The organism is Rheinheimera tangshanensis (assembly GCF_014645135.1).
Taxonomy (GTDB): Bacteria; Pseudomonadota; Gammaproteobacteria; order Enterobacterales; family Alteromonadaceae; genus Pararheinheimera; species Pararheinheimera tangshanensis.
In genome coordinates this window covers 17,275-33,323 of sequence record NZ_BMLH01000002.1, presented here as the reverse complement: position 1 = coordinate 33,323, position 16,049 = coordinate 17,275, and the positions used below count along the sequence as shown (strand labels likewise).

Below are 16,049 nucleotides of genomic sequence, written 5' to 3'. Positions count from 1 at the left end.
GCTCAACCTATGTCGCGGCTAGACTCACTGAGGTTTTTGCCAAATAACAACTGCCCACTAAGTCTACTCTCAGAAAAAGCTCGTACCCAATAGCTCGATAGATGACTTTCTTACCAAATCATCAATAAATAACTTAAAGCACTCACTATCCGGCAATAAACAGAGTTGAAGGTAAGGGCAACTGCTACACTGGGACTGCATAGATAATTTGCTCCATGATAAAAAAAGCAAGGTGTAATAAATGAACGTCATTAAACGCTTATACGCAGGCTTCGCAATTTTATTGATCATCATGCTAGGTATTACCCTACTTGGGTTAGTGAAAATAAGCATTGCAGACAATAACTTAACCCAACTCTCTGAGCAGACTGCCGTAGAGCAGCGTTACGCCATTAACTTTAGGGGCAGCGTGCACGACAGAGCCATCTCTATACGTGATGCGGTGCTGGTACAAAATAAAGCCAATTCACAAATTCATCAAAACGACATTATCCGGCTGAATGATTTCTACCAGAAAGCGGCAGCACCTCTTGATGAAATGTATCGAAAAGAGAAGCACAGCAGTGAAGAAACGGCATTGTTGCAATCGATCAAGCAAATTGAGACTGCTACTTTAGCCCTGACCGCAACATTATTAGAGATGATCAATAGCGAACGCCACGACGAAGCCACCAGTTATTTGCTAACGACTGTGTCACCGTCCTACAGCGAATGGTTAAAACGCATCAATAAGCTGATCGATTACCAGGAAACGCTGGTGCAACAACAAGTCACCGCAGCTCGCGAACAAACCAACAGCTTTCAATGGATTATGCTGAGCGTAACAGCGTTCGCCATGATGATTGGCAGCTTTGTAGCGATAAGAGCAGTAAATAGATTAAAAACCTTGATAGGTGGTGAGCCTGAGTATGCGACACAAGTGCTGAAATACATTGCTTCAGGCGATCTGACCAAACAAGTACAGGTAGGTGCACCTGACAGTATCTTAAGCGCAGTGCGCGATTTAACAGTGCATATGTCTGAAATGACCAAAAACTCAATGCGGGCAGCAGAGCAGTTACTCACAGCGTCAAAAAATCTATTGCAGACCGCCCATCACAACGAAGATCTGATCGGCAATCAAAAACGAGCAACAGAACAAGGTGCCAGTGCTATTCAACAAATGTCTGCCACTGTAAGTGAGGTTGCGAATCACACCAGCGAAGCTGCAGGTATTGCTCATAACGCGATGAATGAGTTTAACGCAGGCCAAAACGAAGTACGAAAAACTCAGGCCAGCATTAAGTTACTGGCGGATAAAGTAGCTGAAGCAGCCGATGTGATTAACCATTTATCAGAAGATGGCCGTCAGATTGGTTCAGTATTAGACGTCATTCAAGGCATAGCTGAACAAACTAACTTGCTGGCCTTAAACGCGGCCATAGAAGCAGCCCGCGCAGGCGAACAAGGCCGTGGTTTTGCTGTTGTTGCCGATGAAGTACGTAACCTTGCCAGCCGCACTCAGGAGTCGACCCGCCAAATCCAAACGGTGATCGAAAAAATGCAGGGCAGCTCACTCAAAGCAGTAAACGTAATGAATGAAGGCAAAACTCAGGCTGAATTGAGTGTGGACCAAGCGACACGAGCCGGGGATTCACTTAGCGCTATTAACCAGTCAGTGACGTTGATCAGCGATATGAACACTCAGATCGCGACTGCAGCGGAACAGCAATCCGTTGTTGCCGCAGAAATTAATCGTAACTTTAACCAAATCACCAGCGCAGCGACTCAAGCTGAGTTGGAAGCCTCTAAAATTACTGCGGCTAGCCAACAGTTGGAGCAGCTGGCAAAAACACTGGAACTCAACGTTAAACAATTCAGAACGTCTTGATCACTGCACGTTGAAAAAGGAGGCCTTTTGTTTAACGGCCTCCTTTTAGCTGAGTTTTGTTTTTTCAAAAGCTGCTTGATTGCAGATTACAAAATCTTTACTGCACTAAGGCACTTCTTGACGAATCAGCGCTATTGGTCTGAGTACCTGTCGAGCTAATCGTTTATGTACAAAGGGAGCAGGTTAAAGTTTTTAATAACCCCGCACTAAAGGCGATCTTTTCATTACTCAACTGCCGGTAATCAAAGTAAGGTGTCACCAGCACTTTGTTGCTGGGGTCTATCGCAAACTCTTCGTTCAGCCAATGCAGCTGACAAGCTAAACCCCGCTCAATCAGTTGCTTAGCGTGGGTGCGGCCAGCAATTAAATGGATAGTGGTATCGGCAGGTTTTAGCTGCGGCATATCAAATAACAAAGCTGTGTCTGAAGCTTTTTGTAATAAAAACTGATCACGATACTGCTGCCAGCTGCTGGCCTGAGTCGGGAAGGGAAAGCGCGTTGGATCCAAAACGCAGAGCAATTTGGCGTAGACATTAAACAACTTGCGCCAGCCATTACCACAGTGTTGGTAAATCAGGTCGATATCACCTTTTTGCATCGCTTCGCAGTCAAATAGCTGCTGGTACTGTGGCATTTTGGGTCTGTTCTCCACATAAACCCGAAAGCTGGCGTTTTGATCCCCTAATCCAATCACTGTGTTGTCTCATCCGCTAAAAACTGCCGTTATGGTAAAGGATTTTAGCCGTTTTGCCTTCAGCTTCGCGGATGAAGACTATAGGCTGTTGGAGTCACGCCCAAAAACTCTTTAAAGTCGCGAATCAAATGCGACTGATCGCTATAACCCAAGGCTTCCACCAGATCAGCACTCTCTACGGATTGCTGTTCCAACAGCAGTAAGACCTGATGCAACCGATACTTGCGGATCAGCCATTTTGGATTGAGGCCCAGATACTGACGGAAACAGCGTTGAATAGTCTGCACAGATACACCACTGCGCTCTGCCAACAGCTCAACACTGGTGATATCAGACTGTTGTTTAATCAGGCCAACCAGTTGCCGCACTCTGGTACATTGCCATGAGGGGCGCACTGCAAAAGGCAGAAAACAGGCATGCAGAATAGCAATGATTTGCTGATCGCTATGTGCTAACGACAATTCAGCCAGCAGTTGACTGCAATCAATGTCAAACAGCTGCTGCGCATCCATCTGCTGATCGATAAAGTCAGCTGGCTTGAAATTCAATAGTTCCGCCAATGCGCCCAACGCAAACTTCACTCCAATAATCTGGCCTTTGCCTTGCATTTCATAACTATAATTTTTGCTGACAGGCCCAAGCAGAGTCACAGTGCCCTGGCTGATCAGGACGTGAAAATTTGGGTCGGGCAAGTTCTGCTGGGTATGAGCGGGCTTACCACTCAAATCCCAATCAACCAGCCAAAATTGCTCAATCAGTTCAGCCAGAGCAGCATCGGGGAAATAGCGGCGTAGCTGATACAGCTCGGCGCTTTGATGGTGGTGCAGCACCCCGGTGATTGGATTGTGATTGCTTTGCAAAATCCTACTCCACAGCAAACCGTCAGAATGACGTGTTTTTACAATACCAAGCGTTAACCGCATGATACTGTTAAATCAGTACAATTAATCAGGCAAGGCAGAAAAACTAATGCAACTTAAAGGCACATTTCAAATTACCAACTGGCAAGAAACAGTCATCCACTCTTTTGACTCTGGAGCCAAACTTAGCAAAGCCCTGGTCAGCCAAAGCTACAGCGGTGATATCAACGGCAGCAGCGAAGTGCACTACCAACTGAGCTATGAAAGCAGCGGAGAGGCCAACTTTAATGGCTTCGAATTTATCACCGGCAGCCTTGGTGATACGCTGTGTCAACTTACGCTGCAACATAGTGGTACTTTTGAACGGGGCGTCGCCAAAAGCCAGTTTGTCATTATCAGTAGTTCGACTCATGCGGAACTGCTGGGCCTGAAGGGAGTTTTCAGCTCAGGCGAAGCAGGGCAAGCGAGTTATGTGATTGGTTAAACAACAAAGCTGTGGCTGCAGGTACGACGGGTAGTGTTAGTCAGCAAACTGCTGGCGCACCGGCGCGCTCATTAGAGCATTCCACAATAAACGCAGGTTTAGTTGGATACTGTTAGCCTGGTCTTCTGCAAAAGCCTCCAACTGTTGCAAAGAAGCTTTTGGATACCAAAATCCCGCCAGCACCACAGCTTCAGGCTGGCGCATGGTGGCTAAACGCTGCAAGGGGTTCTGATTTAGCAGTAATAAATCAGCAGTTTTACCCACAGCCACTGAACCCGTTTCTGCTGCCATACCTGTAAAAACAGCAGGGTTGAGAGTGGCAGTCTGGATCACTTCTAAAGGAGTTAAACCTGCTTGCTGATATAACGCCAGCTCGTCGTGTAAACCCGAGCCTGCAAACACAAAAGAGTCGGGGGTATCTGTGCCCGCCAAAATTTTCACACCAGCTTGCTGAGCTTGTTTCAGTTGCCGCTGCGCTAACTGCAGCAATTCGGCATGCACATTCAGGCCATTGGTGTCGTAAGCTGCTTCCAACATGCTGTCAGCATCACCCAGCCAAAGCAACTGCAGCAGATAAGGCACAAACTTCAGGCGTTCATCCTGCCGGAATCTTGGATCACCGGCTTTTGCCCCCAGCTGCAGCGTTAATAAAGTTGGGCTCCACCAAGTGTTGGATAACGCCATTTGTTGCATTAATTGCTGACACAACTCCGGATTTTGACTTTGCAGCAGTTCACGCCATTGTTCTGGCTGAAAACTCCGGCTAAGTGGCTGTTGTTTATAGGTTTTGATCGCATCGGCACATTCAAAAATAAAGACCCGTCCATGTTCCACACTACGCTGACTCGCTTCCAGCATCTGAGTAAAAGACACCAGCCAGGGTTGATGTCCGGCCAAAGTCAGATCAGCCTCATCAGCTGCTGCCACTAACCACTGGTATTGCTGCAGACTAAGCTTTTCATAGACTTTAATAAAATCAGTGCCTTGCGCCTGATAATGCGCAACCAAAGCTTTAGCGTCAGCAACCGATTGCAACTTAAAAAAGGCAGGATAACTCGCTGGTACTTCAGGCCCGCCATTTAACTGATAACTGCTGTGTAACCAATAATTTGGGCTGGTTCTTTGGCCTGCCTGCTGTTCCTGCTGCCAGCCTTTTCTATCTGCCGTACAGGCCTGAAAACTATCAGGTTCCAGCATACAACCCGATAAATCCCGCACTGCAGTGACACCAGCAGCTATCCAGAGCGGATGATGCAACTGAGGGGAAAGTTGTAACGAATGTGTGTGCATATCACTCAAACCCGGCATTAAAAAACGCCCGCCTGCATGCACTTTTAAGCGGCCATCGGCCATCACTTCAGTGCGCATTGTTGTGCTTTTATCCATAGCGACCAGATCAGAAGCAGCAATTTTGCTAATCCGGCCATGCTCAATCCATACTGCCTGATGCGGATGAATTTGCCCTGTCTCCACATCGACAATACTGACGTTATCCAGCAGCAAAGGAGCTGTGCTGGCTGGACCTGGTGCATCAGGTAAAGGCCAGTTGACACACCCAACCAGCACAACAAAACACATCAGCAACGCAACCAATAAAGTCAGTGTGCTTTGTTTTAACAGAGAAAATAGCCGATACATAAGAAGCTCCATCTGATAAATCATCATCAGAATAGTGGAGAAGATGTGAAAAAAGCGTCAAAGTTGCGGCCAAATCAAGCTGACGGTCAGTCGTTGTTCAACGCGGTGGAGCTGCAGATCCAGCCTGGTTTGCTGACAGAGCCGTTGCACTATACCCAGCCCCAAACCATAACCACTGCTTTGCCGGCCTTTGGCAAATAAAGCTGTCAGCTCTGTCGGTTGGTCTTCGTCGTGCAACGGGTTTTGGATCTGTAACTGCTGCGAGTCTGCACTGATAAAAATAGTACCGGGGGCGCTATGCAAAAAAGCATTCTGCAGCAAATTCGTCAGCACCATCTGCAGCAAGACAGGGTTAAGCTGTAGCTGCACATCCGGCGAGACCTGCAGCTCCAACTCGATGTTTTTTCCCTCCAGTAAAGGCGATAGGTCCAGCACCAATTGCTCCAGCAAGACCGCCAATTTGATGGTTTCAGTCTGGCCCAAATGCTGCTCACGCGACATCGCCAATAAAGTGCTGATCAACTGATTCATTTGCCTGCTGCTATGCTGGATTTGCTCTAAACGCTGGTGTTGCTCAGCAGGCCATTGCTGAGCCAATAACAGCTCACAGCTGCTTTGGATCACCGCCAGAGGTGTGCGCAGCTCGTGGCTGGCATCGCGGCTAAAAGCTTGTTCTCGTGCAATAAAAGCCTGCACTCTTAACCAGTTTTGCTCTAAAGCGTCAGCCAGTACACCAATTTCATTGGCCGGAAATACGGACGCAAAACCCGGACTAAATTCATTGTTTTGCACCAGCTCTGCCAATTGAGTTAAAGGCCGTGTCGCACGACGGGCTAAAGCAAAACCCAAAGCAGCAGCCAGCAACACCATCATTAAAGTGCTGATGCCATACAATAAAAACATTTCATCCCGAATCGGCCGCACCACCAGCTGCGAACTGACTTCGGCCACTAACCAGACCGGCTCTTTGGCTGAGGGGTGAATAAAAGAGCGGATATGATAATGCCGCCCTTCCAGACCACTGTATTCCGTGCGCCTTGTATTGGGTTCAAACTGCTGCTGTAAATCAGCAGGGAAATCCTGAGGGCTTAGCAAAATCTGCATAGCTGCAGATAAAGGTACAACGAGCTCTGGCTGTTGCAACTGGCGTTTTTCTTCATCCATTAACTGATGACGAAAGAACTGGTCTTCCACTGTGTAGACAAAAATCACGTTAAAAAAGCTGAACAAGGAAGCACACAACAGCGCCAAAATGACACAAGCCCAGACAATTCGTTGGCCTAAACTGCGGGCGGGTTTATGCATTGGCTTGCTCCTGTGGCAATACCAGCTTAAAACCTATGCCGTAGACAGTTTGCAACATAGCGTCTTTAAAGGGTTTATCCAGTTGCTGGCGCAGCAGGTAAATATGAGCCCGCAACGCATCGGAATCCGGCGGCTCGTCACCCCACAGCTGATAACTTAAATCAGAACGGCTCACCAAAGCCGGGTAAGCTTCGGCAAGCACCACTAAAATTCGATAACCAAGCGGATGTAAATCCAGCATCTGTTCAGAACGGCTGGCTTGCTGCTGCGACCTGTCGATCTGCAAAGGCCCAAGCTGCAATAACGGATCGATACTCAGTAAATGACGACGGCTTAAAGCCAGACAACGCACTGCCAATTCAGCCAGTTCAAAAGGCTTGGTCAGGTAATCATCAGCACCAGCAGCAAAACCCTGCAACTTATCATCCAGACTATCCAAAGCCGTTAACATCAGTACAGGCACAGCTTTGAGCCAGAGCTGGCGCAGCTGGGAACAAAGCTGCCTGCCATCTGTATCAGGCAGCATCAAATCCAGCAGCACTAAGTCATAGCTATGCTGTTTTGCCAGCTGCAAAGCTAAGGTACCAGTAGCCGCATAATCCAGCTGATGCCCGGCAGCTGTTAAGTAATCGATGATATTACAAGCCAACGCCTGCTGGTCTTCCACCAGCAGAATACGTAGGCCAGGTTGGCTTTGATGCTTCAACTTATGCCTTCACTTTACTCAGCAACTCTTGTGCTGCTTTGGAGTCTGGTTGTTGTTTTAACACAGCTTTTGCCAGTTCAACAGCACGGCTTGTATTACCCAGTTGTAATTGGCCTTGTGCCAGAGCCATTAAAAACTGTGGATCGGTAAAGCTGCCACTGACTAACTCCATCACCTGGACAGCGTGCTGACGATCTGAGTCTGCTTTGGCAAATTGCAGGTAGTAATAACCCCAAATCGCCAGTAGCGGAATATCTACCAGCTTTTCATCCAACTGTGCTGGTATCGGCTGACCTGCTAAAAACTGCTGAATGATGCTCACAGCCTGTTCATCCGGATAAGGCTGACGTGGGGCTGTGCTCAGTTGCAACTGAGCTAATATCGCATCAACCAAAGCCGGAGTTGAATAGGGGTTTTGGCCCGTGATCAGTGTGCCATCCTGCACCACCAAAGGCAGCATAGGGCCGGTCTGTTGATACAAAGCGCCCGCTTTGGTTACAGCATCCTGCAATAAAAACGGATACAACGGCAGCATCTCCTTGGCAAACATAGTTTCTTCCTGATTGCTAAAACCCGCTACTTTTTTGCCCTGCAGCAATAAAGAACCGTCGGCGTTTTTCACATGCAGCAATGCCGCAGGACCATGACAGACCGCAGCGATAACTTTCTGCTGAGCCGCCATCTCAGAGAGCAGTCGCTGTAAAGGTAAGTGCTCAGCCAAATCAAACATAGCGCCTTTGCCACCCAGCACCAGCACCGCCTGATAATCCTGGGCTTTGACGTCACTGAGTTTTTTACTATTGGTCAGTAAAGCCATAGCGTCAGGATGGGTTAAAACAGCAGCGTTATACGACTTGGTTTTGTTGTATTCACCCACTTCCACTTTGCCGCCTTTGGGGCTGGCTAATTCAAGCTGAAGCTGTGGGCTCAACAAATGATACGCCATGGCATATTCATCAAACTCCATGCCCGGCTTTTTCGGATCTCCAGCCACACCATAACTGCTGGCAACAAGTAACACTTTGGGTTTAGCCGCTTCTTCGGCTTGTGCTACGCCAAAAAGCGACAAAGCAGCCAGCAGCGCAATCCCGGTTTTTTTAAAGAAAGTTGAGATCATCTTTTGTTACTCCATGTTCAGGGTTCGCTTGCAGGGTGACAAAACAAAAGTGAAAAGGGCGTAAAAGACTGCAGATGCAGCAACCAGTCTGAATTTTTCGTCAACACTGGATTTATCCAGAAAGGGGACTAGCATTGATTTGATCTTTACTATCGACAGCAACTGTCAAAAAAACAGATAAAGGAACCGCAGCATGAATCATTATTCTTTAATTGCTTTCATTACTCTGTTACTCCTCAGCGGTTGTAGCCAGATAGCGGCAAATTATCGGGTTGATCCAGTGTTTAAACCTGTCGGCACCCTCAAACCTTACATCAAATTTAACCCTGATACGGGTGAGGCTTATGCCGAAATCAATACTCAGAGTTTTCAGCAGGTTTTGGCGGCAGCAAACACCAAAGAAAAGAAAGAAGCTTTGGCGTTTGAACTGTTGAGCTTGTCTGATGAAAGTTGTGAGCGGCACAAGTCACTGATTATTTCTAATGCCAATACCTGGAATATCAGTACAGGCACAGTCACCAATGTACTGGCCGGATTGGGAACTGTAGTGGGTGGCGAAAGTGCCAAAGCGGCATTATCCGCAGGTGCAGCCTTATCAAACTCCAGCCGCTCTTTAGTTAATGAGCAAATTTATGCCAATGCTTTGGCAACCACCATACTGCGCTCTATTGAGCTAAAAAGAAGTGAAGTCAAAAAGCAGATTTACAATGGCCTGGCAGCGACCACGCAAAGCAGCTACAGCGCATACCAAATGCTGTACGACATAGATTATTACCACCAACAATGCTCCTTTATGGTCGGCATGGTAGAAATAACCAAAGCGCTGGAAAACCGAAAACCTACTCAGTCCGACATTAAAGAGCAGATCAAATTTGTTGAGCAACAGTTAAAAAGCCCCAACAGCAATACGGAATTGCTAAAAGGCGAGCTGGAAAAACTGCAGCTTGAGTATAAAAATGCGGCTCAATAGCCTGCTGATGGAACACTGAAATGAGGCCGGATAACTCCGGCCTCTATATCCCGGCAACCGATCATGAACCGGTTTTTTGCTCCAGCTCCAGCTTACGTTGTTCGGCTTGCTGTAATAGTTGATCCAAGGTTGCACGGTTATAGACTTTGCCCTGATACAGCAAGGTATCAATACTGCGGCTGGCTTTAATATCCAGCAGCGGGTTTTGATTCAATAACACTAAATCAGCTTTTTTCCCGACAGCTATGCTGCCGTAGTCTTTGTCCTGATGCATAAACCGCGCACCATTGATGGTGGCCGTTTGTAAAATTTGCGCCGGAGTTAAACCTGCCTGCTGAAACAGTTCCAGTTCGTCGTGTAAGGCCTGAGCCGGATAGACATAAGTATTCAGCGCCGCCGAGTCGCTGCCTGCTAACAAGGTTATTCCGGCTTGTTGCAGATAAGGCAGTTGGCTGGCAATCAATTGTTCTTTGTCTTTACGCTGTTGCTGCTGCTCTGGCGTTTCGTTAGCCATACGATCGATACGCCATTGATAGTTCGAAGTAAAATCTTTGGTCAGGTACTTTAAAAATTCATCATGGCTATGGTCGGTGTCATGCAAATGCGCCAGTTGTCGACCACCAATTAAAGTAGGGGTCACAGCCACATTCAGCTGTTTTAACATGCGGTAACCTTGCAGCGCCTGCTGCTGATCAAAACCTGTTTTGTAGTGCTCTGCTGCCTGTTGATTAGTCAGGGTTCCGGCCCGCACTTGCGCGGCCACTGCAGCTTCGTCAGCAAAACCCAAGCGCAGCAGATAAGAAGCATGTTCAATACTGGACAAACCCGCTTCGGCCAATTGCTCAATACTGGTGCCATAAGGCACATGGCTGGACACTAGCAGGCTGCGTTTTTTTGCTTCTTTAATAGTCGCGAGATACAAGTCAGGTTGCAGGGTATTTTCAGTGATCTTGATAAAGTCGACCTGCATCTGCTGCAACTTATCCATACCTGCGAGCATGTCGGCTTCACTGCCAATTTCTAAGTCGCCATCCCATAAGGAGTTAATGCCTTCAAACTTCTGACCAGCAGTAAATATTTTAGGCCCAAGTAACTTTTGCTGGTTCACCAGCTCACGCCAGTTCAGCACCACAGGTGCCAGATTGCTGGCCGCTTCACGCACGCCGGTAATACCGTAAGCCAGATACACAGGCAACAACAGCTTGTTGTCTTCCACTAAATCGCGGCCTTCAAAATGCACATGCATATCCCATAAACCCGGAATTAAATAGCGGCCACCGCCATCCAGTTGCTGTGCTTGTGGGTAATCAGTCAGCTTTGCTTCAGGCAAAATCGCCTGAATACGATCTTGTTGGATCACCAGCAGTTGATCCTGCACCAACTGACCTGTGGTGACATCCACCCATTGAATATTGTGCAGCACCAGTAAAGGAGCCGTAGCTTTAGGGGTACAGCTGAATAACGCCAGAGCGGCTGTGGCAATCAGAGAAAGACGGATTAATTTCATCACAAACTCACAACAAATAATGATGACTTCATAGTGCCGTACTGCAGCCAGTTAAGACCAGCTCGTCAAACGCGACAATCACGACGCTGGTCTTATCCTAATCTGCTATCCGCTTGTGCTGGATCAAAGACAGCACCATGCAAAGGCGTACTATGAAAATCAGCACACAGACAGCACAACGGTAACAAATCAGCATAACGCTGTATTGTCTACACCGGAGCATGTTTTACCGGTACAGCGTACGAAAAACCAACGGGGAAAAACTATGCCAGATAAACACGATTTACATGCCGAATTTCCAGAATACAAAGAACAGATCCATCATTTAAAGCAGCACAACAACCACTTTGCGGTGCTGTTTAACCGCTACCACGAAATTGATCACGAAATACATCGCATTGAGCAAGGTGCGGAGGTATGCAGTGACGACTATCTGGAGCAGCAGAAAGTGCAACGCCTGCACTTAAAAGATGACTTATACATGATGATAAAAGCCGCCGAAGCTGCGGTGTAATAGCATTTAACTAAGGCGGGCCTCTATGGCCCGTTCTTTATTCTGCGTCACCACTATTCGCCCACTCTTTACATAACGAATCAACCTAAGTCTGTGATGCACTCACAGTAGTCTGAGGTAAAAACCTCGTTATGTTTTTTCACAGCATCACTTCATCTTTTTTCTCTCAATGCGCATAAGGGTTGTTTTGTCCTACAATAGGATGTATAAAAAACCCGCACCACCCAACCGACAGCACAAATCAAACTCTTCACCTATGAATGGGAGAACTCGATGCGAGTTATAAAACCACTATTGCTGGCCCTTGGTTTTAGCCTGAGCGCTACAGCTCTGGCTGCCACACAAATTCAGCTTGATAGCAGTGCCAAAGGCGCTGTGATCAATAAAAATATCTACGGTCAGTTTGCCGAACATTTAGGCCGTGGCATTTATGAAGGCCTTTGGGTAGGTCCGGATTCTAAAATTGCCAATACCAAAGGTTTTCGAAACGACGTATTGGCCGCGTTAAAAGACTTACATGTCCCTTTGATCCGCTGGCCGGGCGGCTGTTTTGCCGACGAATACCACTGGCGTGATGGCATAGGTCCACGCGATAAAAGACCAGTGAAAGTAAATACCAACTGGGGCGGCGTAGAAGAAGATAATGCGGTCGGCACCCATGAGTTTTTTGATCTGGTGGAGTTACTGGGCGCCGAGGCTTACGTCAATGGCAACCTGGGGACAGGCACACCACAGGAGATGGCCGAGTGGCTGGAATATATGACGGCCGAAGGAAAGTCGACACTAGCCGAATTACGCCGCAAAAATGGCCGCGATAAGCCGTTTAAAGTGCATTATTTTGCTGTAGGCAACGAAGCCTGGGGCTGTGGCGGCAATATGTCGGTGGAGTACTACACCAATTTGTATAAGCATTACACCACCTTTCTGAAAACTCCGGCCAACAATACACCCAAATGGATTGCCAGCGGCAGCCACGGCGATGACACCTCATGGGCTGACTACATGACAGCCAACATCAAACAAAAAATGGATGCCGTCAGTTTCCACTACTACACCCTGCCAACAGGCCAATGGGATGTGAAAGGTGCGGCGCTGCAATTCCCGGAAAGCGAGTGGATCAGCACCATGCAGCGCACGCTGGCCATGGATACGTTTATCACCAATAACAAAAAGGTGATGGATAAACATGATCCTGAGAAAAAAGTCGGCTTTTATGTCGATGAGTGGGGCACCTGGTTCGACGTGGAAAAAGGCGAAAACCCTGGCTTTTTATATCAGCAAAACAGCTTAAGAGACGCCATAGTGGCGGCACTGAACTTTAATATTTTCCATAAGCATGCTGACCGGGTACATATGACCAATATTGCCCAGATGGTGAACGTATTACAGGCCATGATACTGACAGACAAGGAAAAAATGATCCTGACCCCAACCTATCATGCCTTTAAAATGTATGTGCCGTTTCAGGATGCGACAGCCTTACCACTGAAGCTAAGTAATGTGCCGCAATATAAACTGGGTGAGTTTGCGATACCTGCAGTCAGCGCCACAGCAGCCAAAGCTAAAGATGGCTCTGTCTATCTGGCGCTGGTGAATGCTAACCCAAATAAAGCCGAAACAACGCAGATCAATCTGGACGGTATTCAGATCAATAGTGTCTCAGGCCAGTTACTGACTGCCGATGCAATGGATACTCACAATACCTTCGCCAAGCCAGACACCATCAAGCCAACAGCCTTCAGCGCCACAGGTAAAAACGGCAAGCTCAGCCTCGACTTACCAGCTAAATCTATACTGGTAGTCAAAGTGCAATAAGCTGACGGGTCACTCACAGCACTGAAAAGGGCAAGTCAGTTTGCCCTTTTTTTATGCCAGAGCTAACGCAGAAAAGAAAACCCTTCCGGATACTGATGCCAGCCATCAAAATCGCCTTTAGTTAAAGGCACTTGCTGAGCACGGGCTATGGCGTACACCATGCCGTAGTGAAAGTAAAAATTCGGCAACGCATAGAGATACAAAAACTGCTCCCCTGTCAGTTCCAGTTGTGCAAAACCAGCCGTAGTTTCAATACGTTTTTGTTGCCAACCTGCAAAACCCTCTGCTTTTAGTGACTGCAAGAACTCAATGGATAAATGGATTTGCTGCTCCAAATCAGCCCAGCCTGGTTTGGGTTGACCAAACTCTGGTTTTACCTGATCACACAACGGACAACAAGCACGTAACGAAAAGCCTATGGCAGTTTGCGCCTGTTGCCATAACGGAAATTGTTCAGCTGTTAAAGCTGACTCCAGCAAAGCAGCATCATGCCGCTGAATCTTTTGCAACAGCATCGCCATCTGGCGCAAAGGATGAATAAAAAGCACATTGGGTAACATAGAGTTGTCCTTTCTCAATGCTAAAAATTGTAGGGGTGACCTTTATGGCCACCCGCTGCTATGTCTGGTGTCAGGCAAATTCCAACTGATAAGGCAAAACCTGTAACTGTGCTTGTTGCTCACGCACCAGCCACAGATCGTAGGCGTTTTGTAACCGCAGCCAATGCTCAGCCGAAGGTTTGCTAAAAACCAGTTCCAAACGCAACGCTATTTCCGGCGTAATGGCGCCTCTGGCTAGGTCTAAAGATAAAAATTAATAGCAGCTTGGAGCTGCTCACTAAACCCAAAAATATCATCTACAGACTCTATTGGATGCCGGGTTTCATTTTTATCTGCGTCGAATAAGCCGATGTATTTTTGCTTTGCATTAAAGTGCAGGCGAGCTATTGGCTTGCGGTTATTATCATCCAACAAAATACCAAAGTAGCTTTGAGTATCACGGGCAACGATACGACTGACTGCAACTCTTTGACGCAGAATAGCTTTGATAATGTTGTAACCTTCCAATTCTTCGGCCGTAGTCACCACTTTTGATTTTTCACTGTCAGTCTGAGTTTCTGACGTAACAGATGTGTCTGCTTTATCTTCGGTAAGAGGAGCCTTAACTTCACCACCAATAGCTGACTTTAGCCTCGCATTGATACTGTCATTTAAAAATTGCTTGATGGCTTTAGGGGTGATCTCCATAAACTGCGCTTTAACTTTTGGAGTCAAAACACCGTCATAGACTCGTGATGCAAAAAATTTAACAAACTCTTCTTCAGGAGCTAGAAATTGTTCGGCTAACAACTTTTTGATCTGATTAAGATATTTTAGCTCGCCAGCAGCTCCGACTATAGACTCCACATCAAAAGACGATTTTGTCAGTTTCTTTACTTCTGGCACTATATGCTCGTCGATATCTTCCAGATCAAGCGTTAAAAATGGCTTTTCATCCATCTTATTGGGTGCATCCAGATCGGTATAAAACTGATAGACAGAACCATTAGTCAAAATAGCCACTCTGGCTTTTGTTACAGAGAAATAGCGAAATAATTGACCTGAGTGTTTGGTATTAAGATTGTCACCATACTTTTTACATTCAATCAGTATCTGGACTTCGCCATCTTTCATCAGGGCATAGTCAACTTTTTCACCTTTTTTGATACCAGTATCAGCCGTGAACTCTGGTACAACTTCAGTTGGGTCAAATACATCATAACCAAGAACTGAATTGAGAAAAGGCAGGACTAGTGCTGTTTTAGTGGCTTCTTCCGTAATCAGATTTCCGGAGATTTGGCCTATTTTTCTGGATAAAACTTGTAAACGTTCGACAAAATCCATCTCGATATCCTCGTGTTATCAACACACTCGAACTGCTGGTGTATTAGCTTTTTGTTATGTCAGAACCAACATAGCAACGGCTGTTTCTAAAAGCAATGCAACCCAGTTAAAGGATTACCGATTTTTTCAAATTTTTAATTGCTACACGGGCGACCATAAAAGTCACACCCTACAGCACAATCCCAAACAAACACCTCGCCTCCGCGACAAATGTCGCAGATTTTGCTTGACCTTGGTGTGACATTTGTCGCACTCTAAAAGCATAGTGAAATCACAGACTCAATTTTATGCACCAACCTACGGCTCCTGAGCTGGAAATTCTTAAATTATTGTGGTTAAAACAACCTCTTACTGCGCGCGAGTTGCATGACGAGCTGGAGCCTGTGTTGGGCTGGGGTTATTCCTCTACCCGTAAAACTCTGGAGCGGATGGGAGAAAAAGGTTTTGTCGCTTGCGAAACTTTGGGCAATAAAAACAGCTACAAAGCGCTGTTGGACAAAATGCCAACGCTAGCGGCTTTTGCGCAGGATTTTGCCCGCCGGGTGTTTGAACTGAATGGCCCTTTGCCTGTCGCCATGTTTGCCAACAGCAAACTGGTGAACGCCGATGAAATGGCTGATTTGGAAAAGCTACTGGCGGATTTAGCGCAGCAGCACAAGAAGCCAATCAACAACGGGGAGGCTTAA

16 protein-coding genes are annotated in these 16,049 nt (G+C 46.9%); 6 read left to right on the top strand and 10 right to left on the bottom strand.

Annotated features, from left to right (window positions below; genetic code table 11):
• Positions 1-241: 241 nt before the first annotated feature.
• Positions 242-1,870: a methyl-accepting chemotaxis protein gene (locus IEW88_RS04750; RefSeq protein ID WP_147903259.1), complete on the top strand. Its 1,629-nt coding sequence runs from the start codon at positions 242-244 to the stop codon at positions 1,868-1,870.
• 163 nt (positions 1,871-2,033) lie between these two features.
• Here IEW88_RS04750 and IEW88_RS04745 read toward each other — a convergent pair whose 3' ends face one another.
• Both IEW88_RS04745 and IEW88_RS04740 read right to left on the bottom strand, forming a co-directional pair.
• Positions 2,034-2,564 (bottom strand): DUF6942 family protein, encoded by a 531-nt coding sequence (locus IEW88_RS04745; protein WP_147903258.1) that lies wholly within the window; start codon positions 2,562-2,564, stop codon positions 2,034-2,036.
• A gap of 59 nt (positions 2,565-2,623) precedes the next feature.
• Positions 2,624-3,424, bottom strand: a complete 801-nt coding sequence (locus IEW88_RS04740; protein WP_185148540.1) for a helix-turn-helix domain-containing protein — start codon at positions 3,422-3,424, stop codon at positions 2,624-2,626.
• 109 nt (positions 3,425-3,533) lie between these two features.
• Between IEW88_RS04740 and IEW88_RS04735 the strand changes: the two genes are divergently transcribed.
• On the top strand, positions 3,534-3,908 hold the full coding sequence (locus IEW88_RS04735) for a DUF3224 domain-containing protein (RefSeq protein ID WP_147903256.1): 375 nt from the start codon (positions 3,534-3,536) through the stop codon (positions 3,906-3,908).
• Positions 3,909-3,944: 36 nt separating this feature from the next.
• On the opposite strand, the gene IEW88_RS04730 is transcribed toward IEW88_RS04735, so the two are convergent.
• From IEW88_RS04730 to IEW88_RS04715, 4 genes are read right to left on the bottom strand one after another with little or no spacing between them, the layout of a single operon-like run.
• Complete coding sequence (locus tag IEW88_RS04730; RefSeq protein ID WP_185148539.1) at positions 3,945-5,546, bottom strand: amidohydrolase family protein; 1,602 nt, start codon at positions 5,544-5,546, stop codon at positions 3,945-3,947.
• 57 nt (positions 5,547-5,603) lie between these two features.
• Positions 5,604-6,851, bottom strand: a complete 1,248-nt coding sequence (locus tag IEW88_RS04725; protein ID WP_147903254.1) for a sensor histidine kinase — start codon at positions 6,849-6,851, stop codon at positions 5,604-5,606.
• Positions 6,844-7,557, bottom strand: coding sequence for a response regulator transcription factor (locus tag IEW88_RS04720; RefSeq protein WP_147903253.1), 714 nt, complete (start codon positions 7,555-7,557; stop codon positions 6,844-6,846). Before IEW88_RS04720 ends, IEW88_RS04725 begins: the two co-directional genes overlap by 8 nt.
• A gap of 1 nt (position 7,558) precedes the next feature.
• Positions 7,559-8,674: a type 1 glutamine amidotransferase domain-containing protein gene (locus tag IEW88_RS04715; protein ID WP_147903252.1), complete on the bottom strand. Its 1,116-nt coding sequence runs from the start codon at positions 8,672-8,674 to the stop codon at positions 7,559-7,561.
• A 193-nt stretch (positions 8,675-8,867) separates the two neighbouring features.
• On the opposite strand from IEW88_RS04715, the gene IEW88_RS04710 reads away from it, so the two are divergent.
• Positions 8,868-9,644, top strand: a complete 777-nt coding sequence (locus tag IEW88_RS04710; RefSeq protein WP_147903251.1) for a hypothetical protein — start codon at positions 8,868-8,870, stop codon at positions 9,642-9,644.
• A 61-nt stretch (positions 9,645-9,705) separates the two neighbouring features.
• Here IEW88_RS04710 and IEW88_RS04705 read toward each other — a convergent pair whose 3' ends face one another.
• A complete protein-coding gene (locus IEW88_RS04705) occupies positions 9,706-11,151 on the bottom strand; it encodes an amidohydrolase family protein (protein ID WP_147903250.1) in 1,446 nt (481 codons plus the stop codon).
• A 265-nt stretch (positions 11,152-11,416) separates the two neighbouring features.
• Here IEW88_RS04705 and IEW88_RS04700 point away from each other — a divergent pair, with 265 nt between their 5' ends.
• On the top strand, positions 11,417-11,665 hold the full coding sequence (locus IEW88_RS04700) for an HP1242/YdcH family protein (RefSeq protein WP_053423021.1): 249 nt from the start codon (positions 11,417-11,419) through the stop codon (positions 11,663-11,665).
• A gap of 273 nt (positions 11,666-11,938) precedes the next feature.
• The gene (locus IEW88_RS04695) at positions 11,939-13,480 is read left to right on the top strand and encodes an alpha-N-arabinofuranosidase (RefSeq protein WP_147903249.1); all 1,542 of its coding nucleotides are present in this window, start codon (positions 11,939-11,941) and stop codon (positions 13,478-13,480) included.
• A 62-nt stretch (positions 13,481-13,542) separates the two neighbouring features.
• Here the strand turns inward: IEW88_RS04695 and IEW88_RS04690 are convergent, their stop codons facing one another.
• The 3 genes from IEW88_RS04690 to IEW88_RS04680 all read right to left on the bottom strand — a co-directional run bounded on the left by IEW88_RS04690 (position 13,543) and on the right by IEW88_RS04680 (position 15,363).
• Positions 13,543-14,040 carry a DUF1993 family protein gene (locus IEW88_RS04690; RefSeq protein WP_147903248.1) on the bottom strand — a complete coding sequence of 166 codons (498 nt, stop codon included), beginning with the start codon at positions 14,038-14,040 and terminating at the stop codon, positions 13,543-13,545.
• Between the two features lie 70 nt (positions 14,041-14,110).
• On the bottom strand, positions 14,111-14,245 hold the full coding sequence (locus IEW88_RS18770) for a helix-turn-helix domain-containing protein (protein ID WP_260394361.1): 135 nt from the start codon (positions 14,243-14,245) through the stop codon (positions 14,111-14,113).
• A 35-nt stretch (positions 14,246-14,280) separates the two neighbouring features.
• Complete coding sequence (locus IEW88_RS04680; protein WP_147903247.1) at positions 14,281-15,363, bottom strand: type I restriction endonuclease; 1,083 nt, start codon at positions 15,361-15,363, stop codon at positions 14,281-14,283.
• 287 nt (positions 15,364-15,650) lie between these two features.
• On the opposite strand from IEW88_RS04680, the gene IEW88_RS04675 reads away from it, so the two are divergent.
• Positions 15,651-16,049 carry a BlaI/MecI/CopY family transcriptional regulator gene (locus IEW88_RS04675; RefSeq protein ID WP_147903246.1) on the top strand — a complete coding sequence of 133 codons (399 nt, stop codon included), beginning with the start codon at positions 15,651-15,653 and terminating at the stop codon, positions 16,047-16,049.